Origin of the sequence: Nesterenkonia populi (assembly GCF_007994735.1) — a bacterium.
Lineage (GTDB): Bacteria > Actinomycetota > Actinomycetes > Actinomycetales > Micrococcaceae > Nesterenkonia > Nesterenkonia populi.
Map to the genome: position 1 here is coordinate 2,265,566 of NZ_VOIL01000001.1, position 24,058 is coordinate 2,289,623.

Consider the following 24,058-nt stretch of genomic DNA (forward strand, 5'->3'; position numbering starts at 1 on the left):
GTCACGTGCCCCACCACGCCTCAGCGGGCGGTGTAGGACTCCCACTTGCGGGCCTGATGCTCAGCCTCCACGGTCCGGACCGTGCCGGACTTCGAACGCATCACCAACGACTGGGTATAGACCTTGTCACCCTGGTAGCGCACCCCGCGCAGCAGATCACCGTCAGTGATGCCGGTGGCCGCGAAGTAGCAGTTGTCGCTGGTGACCAGCTCATCGGTGGTCAGAATCTTGGACACATCGTGGCCGGCCTCGGCGGCCTTCTGCCGCTCCTCCTCGTCCTTGGGCGCCAGCCGTCCCTGAATCACGCCGCCGGTAGCCTTGATCGCGCAGGCGGTGACGATGCCCTCCGGGGTGCCCCCGGTGCCCATCAGCACATCCACCCCAGTGCCCTCACGGGCTGCGGCGATCGCGCCGGCGACATCGCCGTCCATGATGAAGCGAGTGCGTGCGCCGGCGTCGCGGATCTCCTCCACCAGCTTGGAATGGCGGGGACGGTCCAGCACACACACGTTGAGCTGATCGATCCGCTTGCCTGTGGCCTTCGCGATCAGGTGCAGGTTCTGCTTCACCGGCAGACGCAGATCCACCAGATCAGCGGCCTCCGGACCGGTCACCAGCTTCTCCATATAGAACACCGCGGAGGGGTCGAACATGGAGCCGCGCTCAGCCACCGCGAGGACCGCGAGCGCATTGTCATAGCCCAGCGCCGTCAGGCGGGTGCCGTCGATGGGGTCGACGGCGACGTCGGCCTCGGCGCCGATGCCGTTGCCGACCTGCTCGCCGTTGTAGAGCATGGGGGCCTCGTCCTTCTCCCCCTCACCGATGACGACCACGCCGTTGAGGTTGACGGTGTCCAGCAGGGAGCGCATGGCGTCGACCGCTGCGCCGTCGGCGGCGTTCTTGTCCCCGCGGCCGACCCAGGCGCCGCCGGCGATGGAGGCGGCCTCGGTGACCCGGACGAGCTCGAGGGCGAGGTTGCGGTCGGGCTCATCGTCTCCGACCGCCAGCCGGGAGCTGAGGTGGGAGTAGTCGTGGTCGCCGGTGGTCTCGTCGTCGTGGTCGCTCATGCGGCTGCCTTTCCCGTCATGGTAGGTGATCAACGTCTCTGTCGATGCCTCCACCCTATCTGCCGCGGCGGCAGCGAGGGCGTAATGAGAGAATACGGGTGTGACAGATCGACCCGAGCAGACCCCTCAGAGCAGCGATGAGCCCAGCACCGCACCCGAGCAGCAGCCCCAGCAGGCGCAGGAGGAGCTGCCGACGCCGCAGCTGACCGAGTCCCAGCACCGGCGGCTGACCACCCCGATGTTCGGGATGCTGATGACCATGGGCGTTCTGGTGCTGCTGATGGGCGGATTCTACTTCCTCAGCCCGGAGCCGGACTACACCTACATCCCGGACGAGGATGTCCGCAGTGAGGCTGCCGCCCTGCACGCCGCCGATGTCACCGGCTACGCCCCGCTGGCCCCCCATGTCCCGGAGGACTGGACGGCCAACTACGCCCGCTGGGAGGCCCGGCCTGAGCATGGAGTGGACGTGTGGGAGGCGGGCTACACCACCACGGCCATGAGCTTTGTGGGGTTTGCCCAGACTGACGACCCGCAGCCGTCCTGGCTGTCCGAGGAGATCGACCATTCCCCCTCTGCGGGCGAGCAGACCGCCGCAGGGATGACCTTCGAGGTGTACGAGGACGGCGACGATCGCCAGCACTGGGTCCTCACCGAGGAGCAGAACACCATCGACGGCACCACCGTGGTCATCGGCGGCGACGCCCAGGACGAGGAGTTCGCCGCCGCAGTCGAGGCGGTCGTCGATGCTCTCGGAGAGGAGCCTGAGGATGCCTGAGAACCAGCCGGCCCCCGCTGAGGCGTGGCAGAAGCTGCAGGAAGGCAATGCCCGGTTCGTCTCCGGGGCGGTCGCCCACCCCAACCAGAACGCGGCCCGGCGCTCCTCCCTCACCGAGTCGCAGAACCCGATGGCGGTGATCTTCGGATGCTCGGACTCGCGGCTGGCCGCCGAGATCATCTTCGACGTCGGGCTCGGCGATGTGTTCGTGGTCCGCACTGCCGGGCAGGTCATCGACGATGCCGTGATGGGGTCCCTGGAGTTCAGCGTGGATGTTCTCAACGTGCCGCTGATCGTGGTGCTCGGCCACGACTCCTGCGGGGCGGTCGCAGCGACTGTGAGGTCGGCTGAGACCGGCGAGTTCCCCGAAGGCTACGTCCGTGACCTCGTGGAGCGCATCACCCCCTCCATCGTCGCCGCTCAGCAGGCCGGGGCCATGAGCGTCAACGAGGCCGTGGAGGAGCACGTCAAGCAGACCGTGCGCCGGATGACAGGCCGCTCCAGGGTGCTGCACGAGGCAGTGGAGTCCGGGAAGACAGCCGTCGTCGGCGTCACCTACCGGCTGGCGGAGGGCCGGGCTGACCTGGTGACCCGGCTCGGGCAGCTGTAGCTCCCGTCACTCCCCCAAGCGGTGCTGGGGCATCCGGTCGCGGTCATAGGTGATGTCGGTGTAGCCGTGCGGGGCCGGGCTGCCCTCGGCGCCGATGTTGACGAACACCAGCTTCTCGATGGTCAGGATCTTCTTCCGCGTCACCATGTTCCGCACCACGCAGCGCATGGTCAGGGAGGTGCGGCCGAAGCTGATGGCCAGCAGACCCATCTCGATGAGGTCGCCCTGGCGGGCCGAGGCCTCGAAGCTGATCTCGGACATGAATTTGGTGACGACCCGCTCGTTGCCCAGCTGCAGGATCGCGTAGATCGCGGCCTCCTCATCGATCCACCGCAGCAGGCTGCCGCCGAAGAGCGTCCCGTTGGGGTTCAGGTCCTCCGGCTTCACCCATTTGCGGGTATGGAAGTTGATGCCGTCTTCTGATGGGTACCGGGGGGTGTCGAGCTGGTCTGCCATGAGGCTCAGTTTTTCACATGGCCGAGCTGACCGTCCGGGCGGCATAGGCTGATCAGGTGATCGAACAGATTGGGGATCTTCTGAGCTCCGGGGGCGCAGACTCCGCCGCGGGCGGAGTGCTGATCGCGCTGTGCGGCCTCTTCGCCGTCTGCGCGGTGCGGCTGAGCGTCATCGACCTGCGGGAGCACAGGCTGCCCAACCGGATCATCTACCCGTGGACGGCGGCCACCCTGGCGCTCCTGGCGGCCGCGGCGGTGCTCACCGGCGACGCCGTCGCCCTCCTCCGGGCCATTATGGGGGCAGTGCTGTGGTCGGCCGGGTTCCTGTCGGTGCGGCTCATCCACTCCCCCGCTCTGGGCATGGGGGATGTGAAGCTGGCGGCGGTGCTCGGCCTGCATGCGGGGCTCCCCGGCTGGAGCACGCTGATCCTCGCTGTGACCGCGACGTTCCTCATCGGGGGGCTGGTGGCCCTGGTGCTGCTTGCCGCCGGCCGCGCCGGCCGCGGCTCCCGCATCCCCTTCGGGCCGTTCATGCTGGGCGGCACAGGCCTGGCCCTGCTACTAGGGTGAAGGCGTGGCTACCCCGGAATTCATCAAAGATCTCCGCCGAGACATCGGGCACAAGGAGCTGCTCCTGCCCGGTGTGACAGCCGTCGTCGTGCGGCGCAATGACGACGACGGGGCAGCTCTTCCCACCCCCGAGGTGCTGCTGGTCAGGCGCGCCGACGACGGCAACTGGACCGCCACCTCGGGCATCATGGAGCCCGATGAGGATCCGGCGACGACTGCGGTCCGGGAAGTCGAGGAGGAGACCGGCGTTGTCGCACGCCCGGTTCGAGTGACAGGCGTCTCCAACCATGGCCGCGTCACCTATCCCAACGGGGATCAGTGCTGCTTCGTCGACATCGCCTTCGAGATGGAATACGTCTCCGGGATCCCAACGATCGGCGACGACGAGTCCCTCGACATCGGATGGTTCTCGGCAGAGGCACTCCCTGAGCCGTTCCTCGACCGCCACCGTCCCCGTATCGAATGGGCGCTGGACAGCGGAGCGCCCGCCAGGCTGTGAAGCCCGACGGGCGCCCTCGGCCAGAAGGTGCTCGGATCAGCCGGGCTGAGTCATCTTCTTGACGTCGAGTGCGGCGTCGAGCTGCTCCTCGGTGAGCTCGCCGCGCTCGACGTAGCCCAGCTCCAGGACGGCCTCGCGGACGGTGACCTTGTTCTTCACCGCGTGCTTGGCGATATCAGCAGCCGCCTCGTAGCCGATGTGCTTGTTCAGCGGGGTGACCACGGAGGGCGAGGCGCCGGCCAGGAAGGCTGCGCGCTCCTCGTTGGCGGCCAGGCCCCTGATCATCTTGTCGGCCATCACCCGGGAGGTGTTGGTCAGCAGACGGATGGACTCCAGCACGTTCGCGGCCATCACCGGGATGCCGACGTTCAGCTCGAAGGCACCGTTGGTGGAGGACAGTGCGACGGTGGTGTCGTTGCCGATGACCTGGGCGGAGACCTGGATGGCGGATTCGCAGATCACCGGGTTCACCTTGCCGGGCATGATGGATGAGCCGGGCTGCAGGTCCGGGATGGCGAGCTCGCCGAGGCCGGTGTTCGGGCCGGAGCCCATCCAGCGCAGGTCGTTGTTGATCTTCATGAAGCTGTAGGCGATAGTCCGCAGCTGGCCGGAGGCTTCCACCAGGCCGTCGCGGTTGGCCTGGGCCTCGAAGTGGTCGCGGGCCTCGGTGATGGGCAGGCCGGAGTCCTCGGCGAGGTTCCTGATGGCCTTCTCCGCGAAGCCCAGCGGGGTATTGATGCCGGTGCCCACCGCGGTGCCGCCGAGCGGAACCTCAGCCACGCGGGGCAGGGCAGCGTCGATCCGCTCAATCCCGTAGCGGACCTGGGCGGCGTAGCCGGAGAACTCCTGTCCGAGAGTGACCGGGGTGGCGTCCATCAGGTGGGTGCGCCCGGACTTCACCACGTCCTTGAACTCCTCAGCCTTGGCCTCCAGGTGCTCGGCCAAGTAGGCCAGGGCCGGCTTGAGGTCGGTGACCAGCGCCGCGGTCACCGCCACGTGCACCGAGGTGGGGAACACGTCGTTGGAGGACTGGGAGGCGTTGACGTGGTCGTTGGGGTGCACGGACTTCTCCGAGCCCTTGGCCTCCAGGTGCTGGTTGGCCAGAGAGGAGAGCACCTCGTTGGTGTTCATGTTGGAGGAGGTGCCGGATCCGGTCTGGAACACGTCCACGGGGAAGTGCTCGTCCAGCTCACCGGACTCGACCTTCTCGGCGGCGACCACGATCGCCTCGGCGAGCTCCTCGTCGAGCACGCCGAGCTCGGCATTGGCCTTGGCCGCGGCCTTCTTCACCCGGGCGAGCGCCTCGATGTGGGCTCGCTCCAGGGTGCGCCCGGAAATGGGGAAGTTCTCCAGGGCGCGCTGGGTCTGGGCCCGGTAGAGGGCGTGGGCTGGCACCTTCACCTCGCCCATGGTGTCCTTCTCGATCCGGTACTGCGTCTCGCCGTTTGCCGCGGGCGCTGTATCAGCCATCACTGCTCCTTCTCGGTATTGTCCTGGGCCAGGGTTCTCCGGCCGAGTCTCCGCGTGTCATCCTAGCCACTCTCTGTGGCACAAGACACGTCGACGACGCCGATGCCCGACCCCGCTACGCTGGACGATGATGAGCCTGCACCTGAACCCCGGCGCCCCCGAGCCTGAGCCGCAGCGCTCCCTGAGCGCGGAGCTGAAGGACTCTGCGGTGCGCACCTTCCTTCCGGTACTGCTGCCGCTGGCGGTGATGTGGCTGCTGTGGCTGGTGAACATGTGGAGCGGGAACTGGCTGAACATCACGCTGCGGCTGACCCCGCGCAGCATCGAGGGGCTGAGCGGGATCCTGTTCATGCCGGTGCTGCACGGCAGCTTCAGCCACCTGCTGGGGAACACGTTCTCCTGGCTGGTGCTGGGCGGGATGGTGTCTCTGCTGACCCGTCGGTTCACGGTGGTGATGTCTGGGGTCTGGCTGATCTCCGGAATCATCCTGTGGATGATCGGCACCCCCTGGGTGCTGCGCCCGGACGGCTCCTCCTGGGGCGGGCATGTGGGCGCCTCCGGGGTGATCTACGGGTTCGCCGCGTTCCTGATCGTATACGGGCTCGTCACGCGGCGGCTGGTGGCGATCCTGTTCGCCGTGTTCGTGATCTTCTTCTACGGGCTGTCGATGCTGATGGGCATGATGCCGGTGACCTCCGGGTTCCGGGTCTCCTGGACCGGGCACCTGTCCGGGGCGATCGCGGGGATCGTCGTGGCCTGGGTCCTCACCAGGCGGGTGCGGGAGGAGCGACGCAGCCGCCCCTCCCGCAGTCCTGACTCGGAGGACCAGCCTCCGCCGTGGTTCTGACCCGTCAGCTCCAGCCGCTCAGCCCTCTTCGAGGAGCTCGGTGACCAGAGCGGCGATGCGGCTGCGCTCAGAGCGGGTGAGAGTGATGTGGCCGAAGAGCGGGTTGCCCTTGAGAATCTCCACCACCGCGGCGATGCCGTCGTGCCGTCCCACCCTCAGATTGTCGCGCTGGGCGACGTCGTGGGTGAGGACGATCTTGGAGTTCTGGCCCATCCGGGACATCACCGTCAGCAGCACGTTCTTCTCCAAGGACTGGGCCTCATCCACGATCACCCAGGCGTCGTGCAGCGAGCGGCCTCGGATGTGGGTCAGCGGCAGCACCTCCAGCAGCCCGCGCGCCATGACCTCCTCCAGCACATTCTCGGAGACCAGGGCGCTGAGCGTGTCATAGACAGCCTGCCCCCACGGGTTCATCTTCTCCGCCTCAGTGCCCGGCAGGTAGCCCAGATCCTGGCCCCCGACGGCGTACAGCGGCCGGAACACCACGATCCTCCTGTGCTCCCCGCGCTCCAGGACCGCCTCGAGCCCTGCGCACAGCGCCAGCGCGGACTTGCCGGTTCCGGCCCGTCCGCCCATCGACACGATTCCGATCTCCCGGTCCATCAGCATGTCGATCGCCAGGCGCTGCTCCGCCGAGCGGCCATGCAGCCCGAAGACCTCACGGTCTCCGCGGGCCACCTGCACGTACTTCTTGGAGGAGGCGTCCTGCTTCACCCGGCCCAGGGCGGAGCCCTGCCCGGACTGGATCACCAGACCGGTGTTGGTCGGAAGCTCCTCGGCCTCGTCCAACTCGACCCGCTCGCCGTCGTAGAGCTCCGCGACCTGATCATCGACGGCGGTCACCTCCGCAATCCCCGTCCAGCCGGAGTCGGCCACCCACTCGTTGCGGTACTCGTCGGCGTCGAGTCCCATCGCGGAGGCCTTGACCCGCATCGGCAGGTCTTTGGAGACCACGGTGACGGCACGCCCCTCATCCGCGAAGGACTTGGCGACGGCCAGGATGCGAGCATCGTTGTCCGCGCCCCGGAACCCGGCCGGCAGCACCTCCTGGCTGATGTGGTTGAGCTCGACGATCAGGTGCCCGCCCTCATCGTTGAGCGGGATCGGCTGGTTCAGGGCACCATGGGTGGTGCGCAGCTCGTCGAGCAGGCGCAGGGCGGACCGGGCGCAGTAGCCCAGCTCGGAGTCGTGGCGCTTCTTCTCCAGCTCAGAGATCACCACGATCGGGATGATCACCTCGTGCTCGGCGAAGCGGAGCACCGCCTTCGGGTCGGAGAGCAGCACGGAGGTGTCGAGCACAAAGGACTTCTGCGCGACCTCCTGCGAGACCGCCGTCTCCAGGGCGGCAGTGTCAGCAGGGGCAGTGATGGGGGTGGTGGCCACAGTGTCTCCAGACGTTCAGCACCTCTGCTGCAGAGCCTCGCGGTCCTGCGCATCGGTTGTCGGATGGTGGTCGGCCGACCCATGACCATGCTGCTGGCCAGGGACCGGGCCGGCCCCTTCTGCCACGCGGCATATGGTCTGGGCCTTCCGGTCAGTGTTCTGACAGTTCCCAATCTAGGGCCCGAGACGCCGGCGCATCGGATGACACGGAAACATTCAGGTGACAACTGGGTAAACGTTTCTTCACCGCCGGTGAGCGGCTCAGCTGCCGAAGCGGCGCTGCCGGCGGGCGTAGTCGCGGAGGGCGCGGAGGAAGTCCACACGGCGGAAGTCGGGCCAGAGCGCCTCTGCGAAGTAGAACTCGGAGTAGGCCGACTGCCACATCAGGAAACCGGAGAGCCGCTGCTCGCCGGAGGTGCGGATGATCAGGTCGGGATCGGGCTGACCACGGGTGTAGAGCCACTCGCCGATCTGCTCGGGGGTGAGCTGCTCGGCGACCTCAGTGAGGGCCTTCTCATTCTTGGCCGCGTCGCGCAGCAGGTCTTTGACCGCATCGGTGATCTCCTGCCGGCCGCCGTAGCCCACGGCCACATTCACGTGCACACAGGGGTCCTCGGCGGGCTCACCGTCCGGGGTGATGCGTGGGATGGCGCCGGTTGCGGTGGTGACGTCCCAGAGCTTCTCCGCCAGGGGCTCGGGCAGCAGCTCCGGCTGACCCACGGGGTGCACGCGGACGGGCCGGCCGCCGGGCCGGGATTCGGCGAGCCGGTCGAGAAGGTCGCTGATGATCCGCATCAGCTGGTCCAGCTCCTTCGCGGAGCGGCTCATGTTGTCCGTGGAGAGCATGTAGAGGGTCACGGTGGGGATGCGCAGCTCGGCGCACCATTCGATGAACTCCACGATCCTCTGCGCCCCAGCCAGATGCCCCTCAGCTGTCTTGGCGCCGGCGAGCTTGGCCCAGCGGCGGTTGCCGTCCACCACCACGCCGATGTGCTGGGGGGTGCGGCCGTCGCGCAGATCGGCGAGCAGCCGCCGCTCGTACAACGAGTAGGCCAGGTGCTTCAGGCCCTGCCGGGGCCCTGACTGCGGAAGCTTCACACCAGCCAGCCTAAGCCAAAAGGAGCGCCCTGCGAGGCCGCACCGCAGCCCCGCACAGTTATGATCGGCCAGGCACTCAGGCAGATAGAATTCAAGGCTATGGAGACCACCGGGCGGGATTCCCTGACTGCTGAGGGACGGGCCACCGCGCCGGCCGAGCAGCTCCTGGACCCGCAGGTGCCGCTGAAGCCCAAGCTCCGCGGCTGGCTGCACGCCGCGATGGTCCCGGTGGCGCTGGCCGCGGGGATCGTCGCGGTGCTGATGGCCCCTTCCCCGGGGCTGCGGGCTGCTGCGGTGATCTATTCGATCACCGGGCTGCTGCTGTTCAGCGTCTCAGCCGCCTACCACCTCGGCCGGTGGCGGCCGCGGACCAAGGTGGTCCTGAAGCGGGTGGACCACGCGAACATCATGCTGCTGATCGCCGGCACCTACACTGCGCTGACCCCGGCGCTGCTGCCAAACCCCCAGGCCACGATCCTGCTGACCGGGGTGTGGGCGGGTGCGATCGGCGGAGTGCTCTTCCGGGTGTTCTGGACCACCGCCCCCCGCTGGCTGTCCACGCTCATCTATGTGGTGCTGGGGCTCTCGGCTCTGTGGTTCATCGCAGACTTCTTCGCCGCCCAGGTCGCCGCAGCCGCACTCATCTGCGTCGGGGGCGCCGCCTATGTCGCCGGGGCAGTCTTCTACGCGATCAGACGGCCGAACATCTCACCGAACTGGTTCGGCTTCCACGAGCTGTTCCATGCCTGCACGCTCATCGGCTTCGGCTGCCACTACGCGGCCATCCTCATCGGCTTCGCCGCCTGGACCGGCTGAGCACCGGCATCGTGACCTGTGCCGCTGACGCGAGGCTCTGCTGTCCGTAGGCTGGAAGCATGAGCAACCGCCTCGCCGACGCCCAGTCCGCCTACCTCCGCCAGCATGCCGAGAACCCGGTGGACTGGTGGCCCTGGTCGGCGGAAGCCTTCGAGGAGGCTCGGCGGCGGGATGTGCCCGTCTTCATCTCCATCGGGTACGCGGCCTGCCACTGGTGCCACGTGATGGCAGGGGAATCCTTCGAGGATGAGACCGCCGCCGCGCACCTGAACGAGAAGTTCGTCTCCATCAAAGTGGACCGCGAGGAACGGCCTGACGTGGACGACACCTACATGGCCGCCGTCCAGGCGATGACCGGCGCCGGCGGCTGGCCCATGAGCGTCTTCACCACCCCGGACGGACGGGTCTTCCACGCCGGCACCTACTTCCCTCCCCGGCGTCGCGGGCAGATTCCCAGCTTCACCGAGGTGTGCGACGCCGTCTACCAGGCCTGGTCCCAGCGCCGCGAGCAGGTCGAGGCTCAGGCGAAGGACATCGCTGAGGCGCTCGCCGGGCAGCGCCGCCAGCAGTCCCAGATGGCCACCGTGGTGCACACCGACGACGACGGCGGCGCGGCGGCGCTGACGAAGGACAGGTTCGCACAGCTGGCAGCCCAGGCGCTCGATGTGCTCTCCGAGCAGGAGGACACCGTCCACGGCGGCTTCAGCGCAGCGCCGAAGTTCCCGCCGTCGCCGCTGCTGGGCTGGCTGCTGGAGGACGCCGCATGGAACCCCGAGTATGAATCCGGGGACCTCGCGGTCCGCACAGCCGAGGCAATGGGGCGCTCGGCGCTGTTCGACCATGTCGAGGGCGGCTTCGCCCGCTACGCCACCGATCAGGCATGGGCGCTGCCGCACTTCGAGAAGATGCTCTACGACAACGCCCAGCTGCTCGGCCACTACGCGAAGCTCTCCGTCCACCCCGCCGCAGACCAGGCCGCACGGGACGATGCGGCGCGAACGGCCCGGATGACCATCCAGTGGCTCAAAGACCGCATGCTGCTGGAGGACTCCGGGCTGATCGCCTCCAGCCTCGACGCTGACACGGTCTTCCCGGACGGCAGCCACGTGGAGGGCGGCACCTACATCTTCAGCGACGCCGAGCTGGCCGAGGCTGCGGCCTCCGCGGGACTCAGCGACGAGCAGGCGCAGCAGGTGGTGCGCCTGAACCGCGGGGTGCCCGCCGACGAGCACGGCGTCGCCGCCGCGGCGCCTCTGAACATCACAGCTGAGACGCCGCGGACCGTCCACTTCGACGCCCCGCTCGGCGCTGAGGAGCGCGCCGTCTGGGACGCCGTGGTGCCGGAGCTGCGTCGCCGTCGTGCCGAACGCCCCCAGCCCGCACGGGACGAGAAGGTGGTGGCCGCCTGGAACGCCCAGGCGGTCCGCTCCCTCGCTGAGGCGTCCGCCCTCTGGGGCGACGCCGAGCTGCTGGAGTTCGCGGAGCAGCTCGCCTCCCGACTCTGGGAGATCCATGTGGACGAGCAGGGCCGGGTGCACCGCACCTCCTACGCCGGCCGGCGAGGCACGGGCCTCGGCACGCTCAGCGACCACGCCCACCTCGTCACCGCCTGCTTCGCGCTCGCCTCCGGCGGTGCTGATCCCCGCTGGGCCGAGCGGGCGGCCGAAGTCCTCCGCTTCACCCTGGAGAAGTTCGTCACACGCGGGGAGGAAGCCATCGAAGTGCTGGACAGCTTGGACGAGGAGGGCCTGCTGACCGCGGCACAGGCAGGCGCCGCGCACGCCTCACCTCTGGACGGACCTGAGCCGAGCGCCATCGCAGCGCTCGCGCTGGCGACGCAGCAGGCCGAGGCCTTCGCGGCGGAGGCTGAGCTCCCGGTCCGCTCGGACGAGCTGCTCCAGCATGTGCAGGTCGCCGCACCCAAAGCACCGATCGCGGTGGGGGCGAGCCTTCTGGCTGCCCGCCGGTCGGTGCAGCAGTCCCCGGCGCTGCGGATCTTCGGGGGCACCGAGGAGGACGCCGCTGAGGTGCGACGAACAGGTGCGCTCTGCGGAGTTCCCGTCGAGCCGGTGGAGCCCGGAACTCTCGGCGAGGCCTCCGGGCTGAGCCTTGCGGTGTGCCTCAACGGGCCCGAGCAGTCCATGTGCCTGGCGCCCCAGCCCACCATCGACGCCGCCCTTGAGCCGCTGCGCTGAAGCAGCTCGTCCCAGCGGCTGGTCAGCTGAGGGCCTCAGCCCTTTGCCGCGGGGGCCTGCGGGTCAGTGTCATCAGGAGCCTCTGCGGGGCCGAAGCGCGCCTCCGCTGCCGCGGTGCGGGCCCGCTGCTGGGATTCGGAGATCTCACCGGGCGTGATCTCATGGGGGAAGTCGGGCTCCTCGCCCTCGTTCTCCGCCTCCACCTGGGATGCGTACTTCATGCGGCGCATGCGCTTGACCAGGTCACGGATGACCAGCACGGCCAGGCCCACCATCAGGGCGGTGAAGAGAAAGCCCGCGATGCCGGGAGTGATGTCCTCCTCCTCCAGGCCGGGCCGCAGGTCGGGTGACTCGCCGCCACCGCCGCCGGGCCACCACTGGGTCAGCAGCGGCAGCAGATCCGCAGAGAAGAAGTCCATAGTGCGCCTATTCTACGCGTTCCCCAACACCCTCAGGTTCTCGGGATCCCCTGGAAGAGGTCGTACTCGGGCGTCTCGGCCTCCACCTTGGAGTCCACCAGCACAAAGTCGTCGAACGGCCAGATCTTCCGCAGGAAGTCGTTGGGAGTTGCGAAGAAGAACCCGTTCGGCTCCACCTGGGTGCGGTGGGCTCGCAGGGCGGCGTCACGGGCCTCCAGGTACTCCCCCACCGGCACCTGCGTGGTGACCTGGTGCTGGGTGAGCCACTCGGGCCGCTCCGACTCGTCCTCCCAGCGGGCCAGCCGCTCCCCGTAGACAGACTCGAAGCCGGCCTCGATCAGCGCCTCATGGATGGCGCGGAACCTGCCGGGGTTGAACGCGCGGTCATAGTAGAGCTTCTGCGGCTGCCAGGGCTCCCCCAGTCCCCCGTAGCGCTCAGGGTCGCCCGCGGCCTCGTAGGCCTCCATGCTGATCCGGTGGGTCATGATGTGGTCGGGGTGCGGGTAGCCGCCGGACTCGTCGTAGGTGGTCAGCACGTGCGGCCGGAACCGGCGGATCAGCCGCACCAGCGGAGCCGCGGCCTGCTCCAGCGGCAGGGTCGCGAAGCTTCCGAACGGCAGGGGCGGCATCGGATCCCCCTCCGGCAGGCCGGAGTCGGCGAAGCCCATCCACACCTGCTCGATGCCCAGCGCCTCAGCCGCCGCCGCCATCTCGTCCCGGCGCACCCCGGGCAGGTCACGGTGGCACTGCTGAATGTCGCCGGCCTCCGGGTTGAGGAGATCTCCCCGCTCCCCGCCGGTGGCAGTGACGACCATCACTTCAGCCCCGGCGTCGGCGTAGGCGGCCATCATCGCCGCACCCTTGGACGACTCGTCGTCCGGATGGGCGTGCACCGCCAGCAGCCGCAGGCCCGAGCAGTCCGGCACACTGCTGGGGCCTTCTGGGATACGGGCCTCCAGCTCGGCTGCCGCGGCCCCGGCAGCGGCGCCTCCGGGGGCAGCTTCGGTCTGGTGGGTCAGCTGACTCATGCCGACTAGACTATCTCCGATGACGGTCACCGATCAGCAGCAGGACGCACAGCGACATCCTGCCCACGACCAGCTGGCCCAGCGGTACGGCGCCCCCAGGCGCCGCCTCTCCGACCGCACCAAGAAATGGGGAGTCGTCGGGGCACTGGTCGCCGCATGCGCCGCTGCCGCCTGGTTCACCTATGACATGGCCCACGGCCAGCTTGAGTACCAGGACGTCGGCTACCAGATCGTCTCCGAGACCCGTGCGGTGATCGACTACGAGGTCACCAAAGACTTCGACGCCACCGCCCAATGCGCCCTGCAGGTCCTCGACGACTCCTACGCCGTCGTCGGGCACCGCATCGTCACCATCGGCCCCCACGAGGGGGAGAGCGCCGCCGACCGCAGCCAGTACTACCAGTCCGATCTGCGCACCGAGTACCGGGGCGTCACCGGCGTCGTGGACTCCTGCTGGCTCGTCGAGGAAAGCACCGCGGAGCAGAAGAACCCCAGATGAGACTGTGACAGGCCGCCGGGGAGGCCTATGATGTCTGGATGACGACGAACACTTCAGAGACCGACGAGAACGCCCAGTGGCTGAGCCAGGAGGCCTACGACCGCCTCTCCGGCGAGCTGGAGCACCTCAAGGGCCCCGGCCGGCAGGAGGTCGTGGACCGCATCTCCGCAGCCCGTGACGAGGGTGACCTGAAGGAGAACGGCGGCTACCACGCCGCCAAGGAGGAGCAGGGCAAGGCGGAGGCGCGCATCCGCTACCTCGAGCAGCTCCTGGAGAGCGCGGTGGTGGGCGACGCCCCCGAGGGCGACGGCACTGTGCAGCCCGGCCAGCTGGTCAGGGCGAAGGTGGCCGGCCGCGAGCTCGAGTTCCTGTTCGGCAACCGTGAGATCGCCGGGGACTCCGACCTGACCGTCTACTCCCCCAGCTCTCCCATGGGTGAGGCCATCAACGGCACCAAGGCTGGCGACGAAGTCACCTACACCGCGCCCAACGGCCGCGAGATCGAGGTCGAGATCATCTCCGCCGAGACCTACACCGGCTGAGGCGGCGCTCCGCTCACAGACGGCGACGGCGACCCTCCCAACGCTTTGGGGGCCGGTCGCCATCCGCCTGCGGGGCGTGCCCGCGCCGCACCGGGCGCCCTGAGGTCAGGAGCGATACCGGGCGGCGCAGGAACTAGTGGAGCACAAGAGGCTCATAGCCTTCGGCGCGGAGGCTTTCGAGCACCTGCTCGGAGTGCTCGGTGCCCTTGGTCTCCATGGTGATGGTGATGGAGACGTCTCCCATGGAGAGGTCGCTGCCGATGGGGCTGTGGTCCACACCGGTGACGTTCGCGTCCGTGGAGGCGATGAGCCGGGAGATCGTCGCCAGCTCCCCAGGCCTGTCCTGCAGCATGATCTTCACCCGCAGGAACCGGTCGGCGGCGGCGAGGCCGTGCTGGATGACACGCATCATCAGCATGGGATCGATATTGCCTCCGGAGAGCACCGCGGCAATGTTCTTCGCCTCGACGCCGAGCTCGGCGAGCTTGCCCTCCAACAGGGCGGCCACGCCGACGGCGCCGGCCGGCTCGACCACCATCTTGGAGCGTTCCAGCAGGAAGATCAGCGCCTGGGCGATCGCGTCCTCCGAGACAGTGACGACGTCGTCGACGAGTTCCCTGATGATCTCGAAGGGGATCTCGCCGGGCTGGCCCACGGCGATGCCGTCGGCGATGGTCCGCTTCGCCTTCTTGATGGGAACCACTGAGTCGGCGGCCAGGGACGGCGGGTAGGCGGCGGCGTTCTCCGCCTGGACTCCGATCACCCGGATATGCCGACCCTGCTCCGCGGCCTTGGCCTTCAGGGCCACCGCGGCGCCTGCGATCAGGCCGCCGCCGCCGATCCCCATCAGCACCGTGTCCACCTCGGGCTGCTGCTCGAGGAGCTCCAGGCCTATGGTGCCCTGGCCGGCCACCACGTCGGTGTGGTTGAACGGGTGGATGAAGACGGCGCCGGTCTCATCCGCATACCGCTGAGCCTCAGCGAGCGCCTCATCCACGGTGGAGCCGTGCAGGACCACTTCGGCCCCGTGGTCCCGTGTGGCGGCCACCTTCGGCAGCGCCGCACCCCGCGGCATGTAGATGCGGGCGGTGATGCCCAGCTTCTTCGCCGCCAGGGCCACGCCCTGCGCGTGATTGCCGGCGGAGGCGGCGACGACGCCGCGTGCCTTCTCCTCCGGCGCGAGCCGGCTCATCCGGACGTAGGCGCCGCGCACTTTGAAGGAGCCGGCGCGCTGAAGGTTCTCCGCCTTGAAGTGGACAGTGGCATCCAGCATCCGGCCCATCGCCCGGGAGTGCTCCACGGGGGTCGGCACGATGACGTCCGCGAGCTCCTCGCGGGCGGCGATGATGTCCTCCAAGGTCACCGAGAGCTGCTGGTGCGCGGGTTTCGGGTCTGCTCCGCTGCTCTGCGGCGTGCTTCTCATGAGTCTCCATCCCGGGGGCGCTCGTCGGTTGCTGGCTTGGGGGCAGGGACGGACGGCCCGTCCTCGTCGCTGCTGCTGCTCTGGGAGGAGGGGCCGTCCTCTGCGGCAGGGCGGCCGGCGGGCACGGACCGGCCGGAGTCGGAGCTGTCCGATCCGGACCGGCCGAACACGGGGCGGTCCGGGTGCAGCCCCGGCACAGTCTCCTTGACGCGGCGCTTGATGGTCTCCCGGCTGGCCTGCTCCTCCGCCTCAATGACCTCCTTCTGGGCGGCGCGCCTGAAAGCCTCCTCAGCCTGCGTGCGCTGCATCTCCAGGGCTTCGGCGTCGCCGCGCCACTCCTCCTTCTTCAGGTACTGGGTAGCGCGTTTGGCGAAGGCGAGGATCGGCACGGCGACCAGGGCGCCGAGGATGCCCATCAGGGTGGTGCCGGCTGTCACCGCGAGCACCACGGCCAGCGGGTGCAGCTTCACGGCCTTGCCCATGACGATGGGCTGCAGAACGTTGGACTCGATCTGCTGGACCAGGATGACGACGCCCAGCATGATCAGCGCCGTGACGAAGCCCTGGTCCACCAGGGCCACGATGACGGCGACAGCACCGGTCACGACGGCGCCGACCACCGGGACGAACCCGCCGAAGAACACCAGCACGGCGATCGGCAGGGCCAGCGGGATGTCAAGGATGACCGCACCGATGTAGATGCCGACGGCGTCGACGAAGGCCACGAACACCTGCACCCGCATGTAGGTGCCCACTGCGGTCCAGCCGCGACGGCCGGCACCGTGAATGGCCGGGCGGTGCTTGCCGGGCACGAACAGGGTCATGTAGTCCCACAGCTTGCGCCCGTCGGCGAGGAAGAAGATGAGGGTGAAGATCACCAGGACTGCGCCCACACCAAAGTTGGTCGCAGCGGATCCGAACGCCCCCGCGGAGGACATAATGGCGTCCTGGTTCTCCTGGATCCAGCCGACCACCTCGTCGATCGCCTGGTTGAACTCCTCAGTGGAGATTTGGAAGCCGAGGCCCTGAGCGGTCTGGTCCGCCCAGTCGATCAGCTCGTAGATGCCGGTCTCAACCTGTTCGGCCATATCGGCGAAGCCGGTGACGATTTCTTGGCCCACCAGGAAGAGGATCCCTGTGATGGCCGCCAGCATCGCGATGATCGTTGTGATCGCGGCGAGGACCTTGGGGAACTTCAGCTTCACGAAGACGTTGTGCAGCGGCCGGATCAGAGTGGAGAGCAGCCCGGCGATCATCAGCGGGATGAGGAGCAGCATCACATGGCCGAGCAGCCAGATGGCCACCCCGGCGGCGATGAGAATGATGATGATCCGCCAGGACCACGAGGCGGCGATGCGGATGCCCCAGGGGATGTCCTCCTGGATGCGCTGCTCCTCGGCGATGCGCGGCGAGGAGTGCGGCTGCTCCGGCGGGTGGGTGCCGGACTCCGGCATCGTGGAGGTTCCCGCCGTGGGGGTGCTCGGCGACTCTGCGCTGCTGTCTGAGGGAGACGGGGCAGGGGTGCTCATGGCCTCTATACTGCCACGCGGAGGCTCAATGCCCGCTGATTGTCCGCTTCATGAGAAGCGGCCCGCCGGAGATTCTCCGACGGGCCGCGTCAAGCGCTTCAGCTGCAGGCGCTCAGTCCTGCATGCTTCTGAGAATCGCCAGCAGCCGCAGGATCTCGATGTAGAGCCACACCAGGGAGACGGTGAGGCCGAACGCGGCGGTCCAGCCGTACTTCTGGTGGACTCCGGCCTTCACGCCTTCGTCGATGTTGGTGAAGTCCAGCACCAGGGAGTAGGTGGCCAGGGCGATGCCGAGCAGGCCGATGACCACGCCGAGCCAGCCGGCGCGCATGCCGAACATGCTGTCGGTGACGCCGAAGAGCATCATGCCCAGGTTGACCATGGAGAAGATGAAGTAGCCGAGCACGGCCACCATGAAGATCTTGTTCAGCTTCGGCGTGGCGCGGACCTTGCCGGACTTGAACAGGATCAGCACCGCGGCGAACACCGAGACGGTGGCGAGCACCGCCTGCAGCACGATGCCGGGGTACTGGATCTCCAGGATCATGGAGAAGGCGCCGACCACAAAGCCCTGCAGCAGGGAGTAGCCGAGGATCAGGCCGGGGCTGGGCTCCTTCTTGAAGGCGTTGACCATGCCGAGCCCCAGGCCGCCGAAGACGCCGACCAGCAGCAGCGTGGAGAGCACGCCCAGGTTGGGGGCCTCCATGCTGCCGCCGAGGGTCACCGTGATGCCCGCGCCCAGCAGCACCACGAGGAAGCTGATGGAGGTCTTGCGGATGACGTCGTCGAACGTCATAGGGGCACCCTCGGAGCCGGCGGCGTCCGGCAGGCTGTATGACTGCTCCAGGGAGTCTGCCTGCCGGCCGGGCACGCCGTGCTGCTGGGCGTAGGTCTGGTCCTGCCGGCGGTCCTCAGAGACCGTGCCGGCGTCAGAGTTCATGTAGAAGCGGCGCCGTTCGCGCTTCTGCTCGTTGAACTGGTCCGGGAAGGCACCAGTGTTGAAGATCGGGTTGGACATCTGCTTCCGGTCTCCTTCTTCCTCAAGCCTGCCGCCGGACCCGATTGGACCAGCGTGCGTGACTCCGTCGGTAGGTTCCTCATATTCTAACGGCTCAGCCCGTCTCGTTATGCCGCGGCCGCCCGGATGAAATAAGCCGGAGGCCGCGGAGGTTCTTGACGAGGGTTCCGGAGCCCATGCTCCGGCCCCTCACTGAGCAGCACAAGGAGAACCATGAGCGCAGTTCCGCAGATCACTCTGAACAGCGGAGTCACCATCCCGCAGCTGGGCTTCGGGACCTACCAGGTCACCCCGGAGACCACGAAGGACACCGTCCTGTCCGCCTTTGAGGTCGGCTTCCGCCACATCGACACCGCCCAGATGTATCGCAATGAGGCCGGCGTCGGGAACGCCCTGAAGGAGTCCGGCCTGGGCCGCGGCGAGGTGTTCATCACCTCCAAGCTGAACAACAGCTTCCACAGGTACGAAGACGCTCTGCGCGCCGCCGACGAGTCCCTCGCCGCCCTCGGCGTCGAGCAGATGGATCTCTTCCTCATCCACTGGCCGCTGCCGACCATCGAGGTCGACTACGTGGAGACCTGGAAGGCCATGATCGAGATCTTTGAGTCCGGCAGGGCCCGCTCCATCGGTGTCTCCAACTTCCAGGTGCCCCACCTGCAGCGGCTGATTCACGAGACGAGCGTGGTTCCGGCGGTCAATCAGATCGAGGTGCACCCTTACCTGACCAATGAGACGGTCCGCGCCTTCGGCAAGGAGCAGGGCATAGCGACCGAGGCCTGGTCCCCCATCGCGCAGGGTGCAGTGCTTGAGGACCCGGTGCTCACCGAGATCGCTGAGCGCATCGGGAAGACCACCGCCCAGGTGACTCTGCGGTGGCACATCCAGCGCGGCGACATCGTCTTCCCGAAGTCGGTCACCCGCTTCCGCATCGAGGAGAACTTCAGCCTCTTCGACTTCGAGCTCACTGACCAGGACATCGAGGCGATCAGCGCGCTGAACAAGGACCAGCGCACCGGTCCGGACCCGGACAGCTTCGACTACATCCCCCATTAATCATGTGCTGAGAAGGGCCGCCCCGTCGCTGACGGGGCGGCCCTTCTCAGTGCCCCCAGTGGGACTCGAACCCACAACACACAGATTTTAAGTCCGCTGCCTCTGCCGATTGGGCCATGGGGGCAGGAAAGGAGGGCCGGCCGAAGACGGCCCTCCAATCCTAGAGCGTGCAATGAACTACTTGGCCGCCTCTTTGTCCTTCTTCTTGCCGGCGGCTGTCTGGAAGGCCTCCCGCGGACGCTCGAGGTCGCGGATCGGGGTGAAGTCGCGGCCGAACAGCGCCTCCCCGATCCATCCTCCGGCCACACGGGCGGTCCGCTCGATGGTGGGGATCGCCATGCTGTGGTAGCCGCGGTGGGCGACCCAGGCAGGGAAGCCCTTGAGCTTCAGGCCCATCGGGTTTCCGACGCCCTTGAACATGCCCAGGCCGGCGACGGCGCCCAGCGACTCATGCTTGTACTGCTGGATCTCGCCGGAGCCCCAGCGGACGGCGAAGAGGTTCTTTGCCAGAACCTTCGCCTGACGGGAGGCGTGCTGAGCGTTCGGGACGCAGAATCCGCCCGGGCCGGCGCCGGTCAGGTCCGGGATCGCGGCGACGTCGCCGGCGGTCCAGGCGCCCTCGATGGCCTCTCCGTCCTCATCGAGGATCTGCAGCGTGGCGGAGCCGGTGATGCGGCCGCGCTCGTCCACCGGGAAGGAGGATGAGCGGGCGACGGCGCTCGCAGCCACACCCGCGGTCCACACCAGGGTGTCGGCCCCGAAGGTGTCCACCTCGGACTTGTCCTTCATGGAGACCAGCTTCAGCTCGCCGTCGACGGCGGAGCCCAGAGAGGTGTTCAGCAGCACCTCGATGCCGCGGCCGCGCAGATGCTCCACCACGCCCTCGGCCTGGTCCTCGGAGACCTCCGGCATGATCCGGCCCATCGCTTCGACCATCACGATGCGCACATCCGACTGGGCCAGCCGAGGGTTGGCGTTCACGGCGGCCCGGATGATGTCCTCCATCTCGGCGACCGTCTCGATGCCGGCGAACCCGCCGCCGACGACGACGAAGCTCAGGGCACGGGCCTTCTGCGCCTCGTCGGTCATGGTGGAGGCCGCCTCGAGGCGCTCCAGAATGTGGTTGCGCAGCGCCACAGCCTCCTCGATGGTCTTCAGACCGATGCCGGCCTCAGCCAGGCCTTCGATCGGAAAGACGCGAGTGGCGGCGCCGGCCCCCATCACGATGTCCTGATACGGCACCTCGATGCTCTCGCCCTCGCCCAGGCCGACCACGGCGGTCTTCGCGGCGTGGTCCACGGAAGTGACCTTGCCGCAGATGATCTCCGTGTCCTTGAGGTGCTGTCGGTGGCTGACCACCGCGTGGCGGGCCTCGATGTGGCCGCCGACGACCTCCGGCAGGAACGGCTGATAGGTCATGTACGGAAGCGGGTCCACCAGGGTGACGACGCCGCCGCGCGCCTTGACCTTCTTCTGCAGCTGCTGGGCCACGGTCAGGCCGACGTAGCCGCCGCCGACGACGAGGATGCGAGGTTTGTCAGAGAGGAGGGTGTGTGCCATACCGCTCATCCTATAGGTATGCGTCCCGAGGGCGTCACCCTGTTTCGGAGGCGTCTTCGCCCCGCCTCGAGCGCCTCGAGATCAGGTGGACGACGCCCCCGGTGAGCATCAGCACCACCAGCAGGCCGCCGATGCCCAGGGCCACCGGGCCGGCCCAGTCCTGGGCGCCTCGCACCTCAGCGGCCTGCGGCATGTCCCGCGGCTCGCCTTCGGGCCCTGCCTCCACGCCGGCTTCCTCCGGAATGTCCTCGTGGGCGTCGGCGCCGTCGTCGTCGGCCCTGCGGTGGACCCGGATCCAGTCCTCCAGGGTCGGGTAGTCGTCCGGGCTGAACTCGGGCACGCTGCCGCTGACGGCCTCAGCAGCGTTCAGCACTCCGTGCCCGTACTCCGGGTCCACCCCGCTGGAGCCCTCTGAGTCCGCGGTGGAGACCAGACGGTGCTTGACCTCCCGGGCGGAGAGGTCCGGGTGCGCGGCCATCACCAGGGCGGCCGCGCCGGAGACGATCGGGGCGGCGCCGGAGGTTCCCTCCCACCGGGCGTAGCCGCCGTCGGGCATCGCGCCGACCAGCGGCTCGGAGGCTGCGGCGAGGTCGACAGCGATCCCCTGCGAGGATGAGTCCTCGCTGATGCTGCGGCCCTCGTCCACTCCGGCGACGGTGAGGACGCCGGGGATGGTCGCGGGGGCTCCGACGCTGAAGTGCCCGGCAGCCCGGTTCCCTGCCGCGGCGACCACCAGCACGTCCTGCTCCTCGGCGTGGAGGAAGGCCTCGTCCCAGGACTCGGGCCAGTCCTGCACCCCGGAGCCGATGGACATGTTGATGATGTCCGCGCCCTGGTCCACCGCCCAGGTCACAGCCTCAGCGATCTGCTCCTCGGTGCCGGGGCCGTACGGGTTGGGATCCTCCAGCACCAAAGAGGCGGAGAGGATGTCCGCACCGGGCGCCACACCGATCACCCCGGCTCCGCGCGGGTCGGTCTCATCCTCGTCGTCCTCGTCCTCATCCGGCTCGGCGAGCTCCTCATCGTCCAGGGGGAACTCACGGGTCTCGTAGAACTCGTCCAGGGCGTCCTGGTCGATCTCGTCCTCCCACTCGTCCCCGTAGGCGTCCTCCAGGTCAGCCTCGAAGCTCTCGAACCAGTCGTCCCATTCCTCATCGTCCATCTCATCGAAGAGATCCTCGCTGACCGCGCCCTGGTCCGGGTCGGTGCCGCGGCCCGCGGCCAATGAGGCGACCAGGGTGCCGTGCTCGGTGGCGGCCTGCTCCACGGGCGTGCCGGATGAGCTCCCCCCGCCGGAGAAGTCAGTGCCGCCGACCACGGCACTCTCCAGGGTGGGGTGGTCCCCGTCGATTCCGGTGTCGATGACGGCGATCGTCACTCCCTCCCCCTCGGTGGTCTCCCAGGCGTCGGTGACGCCGTAGTCATCCAGCCAGAACTGCATCTCCCGGTGCAGCTCCGCCTGGGCGGGCGCGGCTGCCAGCGGCAGGGTCAGCGCCGCCGCCGCGGTGAGGCCCAGCAGACGGGCAGGGGTACGACGTCGGCTCATGGGGCAGTCTCCGTTCCTTGCGTCCCCACGACGGACAGGGCGATGCCGTCGAGGATGTCGTGCTCACTGGTCACCGCTGAGGCCACCGCTCCGTCGGTGGTCTCAGCCAGATGCTCGAGAATGGCGGCCCAGATCAGGGAGCCGGCGCCGATGACGTCCACCCGACCGGGATGCATGAAGCCCAGCTGAGCCCGTGTGCTGCGGTCGGCATGGAGCAGGTCCTCGGCGGCCTCGATCACGGCACGCACCGGCAGTCGTGCCCCGTTGATCCGGGCAGGGTCATACTCCGTCAGGCTCAGTGCGTGGGCGGTGATCGTGGTGACCGTCCCAGCGACGCCCACCACCGCACGGGTCTCCTCCAGCGGGAGGCTCAGCCCGTCGAGGATCCTGCGGACCTCAGCCCGGGCGGCGTCGATCTCGGCCTGCTCGGGCGGGTCCGAATGCAGGTGCCGCTCGGTGAAGCGGACGCACCCCATGTTCGTGGAGACGGAGTGCTCCGCGCCGGCGGCGGTGCCGAGCACGAACTCGGTGGACCCCCCGCCGAGGTCCACCACCAGCACCTTTCCGTCGGGGCGGTCCGCCAGCAGCGCCTCCCAGTCCAGCACCCCGGCAGCGCCGGCGAAGGAGAGGCTGGCCTCCTCATTGCCGTCGATCACCTCAGGTCCGGCGAAATCCGGGGCGACGGCGCGCAGCCGCTCAGTCACCCCGGTGAGGAGCTCCTCCCGGTTGGAGACGTCCCGGCTCGCCGACGTCGCGACGAACCGTACGCGCTCGGCGCCGTGGCGGGCGATGCGTGCGGCGTAGTCGTCCACCGCGGCGAAGGTCCGCTCCAGGGCTGCGGAGGAGAACTCACCGGTGGTGTCCACGCCCTCCCCCAGCCGCACCACGGTCATCATGCGCTCCACGTCCGTGAGCGCGCCGGAGTCGTCGATGTCAGCGATCAGCAGACGGATCGAGTTGGTGCCGCAGTCGATCGCCGCCGCGCGCTGAACCTCATTCGGCGCCACTGTCACTCTCCGTCCTTGATCTTCAGCCGCTTCACGTGGCGGGAGAGATCCTTGGTGGGGACCTCGGCGTCGTGGTCCCAGGCCTGCCGGCAGGTGCATGCCTGACGGGACCAGTCCTCGCTGATCCGCTCCAGGGTCTCGTCGCCGATCGGGTTGGTGCCCGGCCCGGCCGCCAGGGCATGCCCGGCATGGACGTGCAGGCACTTCACCCGCGGCTGCGGCATCCCGCCCGCGCTCACGCCCTCAATCTCCCATACCGGGTCCAGGCCGGCCAGGGTGCGAATCCGCTCCCGCTCCGCCAGATACGCCTCATGGGCGGCGCGGTAGGCCGCGGCCAGCTCCGCGTCATTCTCCAGGCGCTCGGTCATCTCTGCCATCGCACCGGCCGCCTCCAGCCGCGAGACCGCCGCGGTGATCGTCGGGTGGGTGAGATAGAAGGTGGTGGGGAACGGGATCCCGTTCGACAGCCGCGGTGCGGTGGTGGCCACCAGAGGGTTCCCGCAGCGGCATCGGGCGCCGATCTCCACGACGTCGCGCACAGGCCGCCCCAGCTGCAGGCTCAGGGTGCTGAGGTCCTCAGCAGTGGGTGTCTTGGGATCAGGCGCGTTCTCAGTCACAGCGATCCAGGGTACCGGTGATCCGGCGC

Annotated in this window: 24 protein-coding genes and 1 tRNA gene; 10 read left to right on the plus strand and 15 right to left on the minus strand. The window is 68.4% G+C overall.

Annotation, left to right across the window (positions count from 1 at the left end; translation table 11 throughout):
* Positions 1 to 20: 20 nt before the first annotated feature.
* Positions 21 to 1,067, minus strand: a complete 1,047-nt coding sequence (gene glpX, locus FWJ47_RS10570; RefSeq protein WP_147107920.1) for a class II fructose-bisphosphatase — start codon at positions 1,065 to 1,067, stop codon at positions 21 to 23.
* A gap of 100 nt (positions 1,068 to 1,167) precedes the next feature.
* Between glpX and FWJ47_RS10575 the strand changes: the two genes are divergently transcribed.
* Positions 1,168 to 1,845: a DUF4245 domain-containing protein gene (locus tag FWJ47_RS10575; protein WP_147107923.1), complete on the plus strand. Its 678-nt coding sequence runs from the start codon at positions 1,168 to 1,170 to the stop codon at positions 1,843 to 1,845.
* Entirely contained in the window at positions 1,838 to 2,455 is a 618-nt protein-coding gene (locus tag FWJ47_RS10580; RefSeq protein WP_147107926.1) for a carbonic anhydrase, read from the plus strand. Before FWJ47_RS10575 ends, FWJ47_RS10580 begins: the two co-directional genes overlap by 8 nt.
* A gap of 6 nt (positions 2,456 to 2,461) precedes the next feature.
* On the opposite strand, the gene FWJ47_RS10585 is transcribed toward FWJ47_RS10580, so the two are convergent.
* Positions 2,462 to 2,911: an acyl-CoA thioesterase gene (locus tag FWJ47_RS10585; RefSeq protein WP_211359000.1), complete on the minus strand. Its 450-nt coding sequence runs from the start codon at positions 2,909 to 2,911 to the stop codon at positions 2,462 to 2,464.
* A gap of 56 nt (positions 2,912 to 2,967) precedes the next feature.
* Here FWJ47_RS10585 and FWJ47_RS10590 point away from each other — a divergent pair, with 56 nt between their 5' ends.
* Both FWJ47_RS10590 and FWJ47_RS10595 read left to right on the plus strand, forming a co-directional pair.
* Positions 2,968 to 3,480, plus strand: a complete 513-nt coding sequence (locus tag FWJ47_RS10590; RefSeq protein ID WP_246126272.1) for a prepilin peptidase — start codon at positions 2,968 to 2,970, stop codon at positions 3,478 to 3,480.
* A 4-nt stretch (positions 3,481 to 3,484) separates the two neighbouring features.
* A complete protein-coding gene (locus tag FWJ47_RS10595; RefSeq protein WP_147107932.1) occupies positions 3,485 to 3,979 on the plus strand; it encodes an NUDIX hydrolase in 495 nt (164 codons plus the stop codon).
* A 36-nt stretch (positions 3,980 to 4,015) separates the two neighbouring features.
* On the opposite strand, the gene FWJ47_RS10600 is transcribed toward FWJ47_RS10595, so the two are convergent.
* Positions 4,016 to 5,449, minus strand: a complete 1,434-nt coding sequence (locus FWJ47_RS10600; protein WP_147107935.1) for a class II fumarate hydratase — start codon at positions 5,447 to 5,449, stop codon at positions 4,016 to 4,018.
* A 130-nt stretch (positions 5,450 to 5,579) separates the two neighbouring features.
* On the opposite strand from FWJ47_RS10600, the gene FWJ47_RS10605 reads away from it, so the two are divergent.
* Entirely contained in the window at positions 5,580 to 6,296 is a 717-nt protein-coding gene (locus tag FWJ47_RS10605; protein WP_170228561.1) for a rhomboid family intramembrane serine protease, read from the plus strand.
* An 18-nt stretch (positions 6,297 to 6,314) separates the two neighbouring features.
* Here the strand turns inward: FWJ47_RS10605 and phoH2 are convergent, their stop codons facing one another.
* The gene (phoH2, locus tag FWJ47_RS10610) at positions 6,315 to 7,637 is read right to left on the minus strand and encodes an RNA 5'-3' helicase PhoH2 (protein ID WP_246126349.1); all 1,323 of its coding nucleotides are present in this window, start codon (positions 7,635 to 7,637) and stop codon (positions 6,315 to 6,317) included.
* Positions 7,638 to 7,940: 303 nt separating this feature from the next.
* Positions 7,941 to 8,777: a polyprenyl diphosphate synthase gene (uppS, locus tag FWJ47_RS10615; RefSeq protein WP_246126273.1), complete on the minus strand. Its 837-nt coding sequence runs from the start codon at positions 8,775 to 8,777 to the stop codon at positions 7,941 to 7,943.
* Positions 8,778 to 8,876: 99 nt separating this feature from the next.
* On the opposite strand from uppS, the gene trhA reads away from it, so the two are divergent.
* Together trhA and FWJ47_RS10625 are read left to right on the plus strand one after the other, a co-directional pair.
* The gene (trhA, locus tag FWJ47_RS10620) at positions 8,877 to 9,593 is read left to right on the plus strand and encodes a PAQR family membrane homeostasis protein TrhA (protein ID WP_147107943.1); all 717 of its coding nucleotides are present in this window, start codon (positions 8,877 to 8,879) and stop codon (positions 9,591 to 9,593) included.
* 59 nt (positions 9,594 to 9,652) lie between these two features.
* Complete coding sequence (locus tag FWJ47_RS10625; RefSeq protein ID WP_147107946.1) at positions 9,653 to 11,788, plus strand: thioredoxin domain-containing protein; 2,136 nt, start codon at positions 9,653 to 9,655, stop codon at positions 11,786 to 11,788.
* Between the two features lie 35 nt (positions 11,789 to 11,823).
* On the opposite strand, the gene FWJ47_RS10630 is transcribed toward FWJ47_RS10625, so the two are convergent.
* Together FWJ47_RS10630 and mca are read right to left on the minus strand one after the other, a co-directional pair.
* Positions 11,824 to 12,207 carry a hypothetical protein gene (locus FWJ47_RS10630; RefSeq protein ID WP_147107949.1) on the minus strand — a complete coding sequence of 128 codons (384 nt, stop codon included), beginning with the start codon at positions 12,205 to 12,207 and terminating at the stop codon, positions 11,824 to 11,826.
* A gap of 32 nt (positions 12,208 to 12,239) precedes the next feature.
* Positions 12,240 to 13,235: a mycothiol conjugate amidase Mca gene (gene mca / locus FWJ47_RS10635; protein WP_147107951.1), complete on the minus strand. Its 996-nt coding sequence runs from the start codon at positions 13,233 to 13,235 to the stop codon at positions 12,240 to 12,242.
* A 19-nt stretch (positions 13,236 to 13,254) separates the two neighbouring features.
* Between mca and FWJ47_RS10640 the strand changes: the two genes are divergently transcribed.
* Entirely contained in the window at positions 13,255 to 13,734 is a 480-nt protein-coding gene (locus tag FWJ47_RS10640; protein WP_170228562.1) for a DUF4307 domain-containing protein, read from the plus strand.
* A gap of 38 nt (positions 13,735 to 13,772) precedes the next feature.
* Complete coding sequence (gene greA, locus FWJ47_RS10645; RefSeq protein ID WP_147107957.1) at positions 13,773 to 14,276, plus strand: transcription elongation factor GreA; 504 nt, start codon at positions 13,773 to 13,775, stop codon at positions 14,274 to 14,276.
* A gap of 133 nt (positions 14,277 to 14,409) precedes the next feature.
* On the opposite strand, the gene ilvA is transcribed toward greA, so the two are convergent.
* From ilvA to FWJ47_RS10660, 3 genes are all read right to left on the minus strand, one after another.
* Entirely contained in the window at positions 14,410 to 15,699 is a 1,290-nt protein-coding gene (ilvA, locus tag FWJ47_RS10650) for a threonine ammonia-lyase (RefSeq protein WP_147107960.1), read from the minus strand.
* Positions 15,696 to 17,228, minus strand: coding sequence for an AI-2E family transporter (locus FWJ47_RS10655; RefSeq protein ID WP_147107963.1), 1,533 nt, complete (start codon positions 17,226 to 17,228; stop codon positions 15,696 to 15,698). Before FWJ47_RS10655 ends, ilvA begins: the two co-directional genes overlap by 4 nt.
* Before the next feature lie 112 nt (positions 17,229 to 17,340).
* On the minus strand, positions 17,341 to 18,246 hold the full coding sequence (locus FWJ47_RS10660) for a Bax inhibitor-1/YccA family protein (protein ID WP_147107966.1): 906 nt from the start codon (positions 18,244 to 18,246) through the stop codon (positions 17,341 to 17,343).
* Between the two features lie 213 nt (positions 18,247 to 18,459).
* Here FWJ47_RS10660 and FWJ47_RS10665 point away from each other — a divergent pair, with 213 nt between their 5' ends.
* On the plus strand, positions 18,460 to 19,299 hold the full coding sequence (locus FWJ47_RS10665) for an aldo/keto reductase (protein ID WP_147107969.1): 840 nt from the start codon (positions 18,460 to 18,462) through the stop codon (positions 19,297 to 19,299).
* 50 nt (positions 19,300 to 19,349) lie between these two features.
* Here FWJ47_RS10665 and FWJ47_RS10670 read toward each other — a convergent pair.
* The 5 genes from FWJ47_RS10670 to FWJ47_RS10690 form a co-directional block, all read right to left on the minus strand.
* A tRNA-Leu gene (locus tag FWJ47_RS10670) sits at positions 19,350 to 19,423 on the minus strand.
* A 53-nt stretch (positions 19,424 to 19,476) separates the two neighbouring features.
* Positions 19,477 to 20,859, minus strand: a complete 1,383-nt coding sequence (locus tag FWJ47_RS10675) for an NAD(P)/FAD-dependent oxidoreductase (RefSeq protein ID WP_147107973.1) — start codon at positions 20,857 to 20,859, stop codon at positions 19,477 to 19,479.
* Positions 20,860 to 20,893: 34 nt separating this feature from the next.
* Positions 20,894 to 22,405, minus strand: a complete 1,512-nt coding sequence (locus tag FWJ47_RS10680; RefSeq protein WP_147107976.1) for a S8 family peptidase — start codon at positions 22,403 to 22,405, stop codon at positions 20,894 to 20,896.
* A complete protein-coding gene (locus tag FWJ47_RS10685; protein ID WP_281289252.1) occupies positions 22,402 to 23,418 on the minus strand; it encodes a Ppx/GppA phosphatase family protein in 1,017 nt (338 codons plus the stop codon). Before FWJ47_RS10685 ends, FWJ47_RS10680 begins: the two co-directional genes overlap by 4 nt.
* Positions 23,415 to 24,029: a DUF501 domain-containing protein gene (locus FWJ47_RS10690; protein ID WP_246126274.1), complete on the minus strand. Its 615-nt coding sequence runs from the start codon at positions 24,027 to 24,029 to the stop codon at positions 23,415 to 23,417. Before FWJ47_RS10690 ends, FWJ47_RS10685 begins: the two co-directional genes overlap by 4 nt.
* Positions 24,030 to 24,058: the final 29 nt, after the last annotated feature.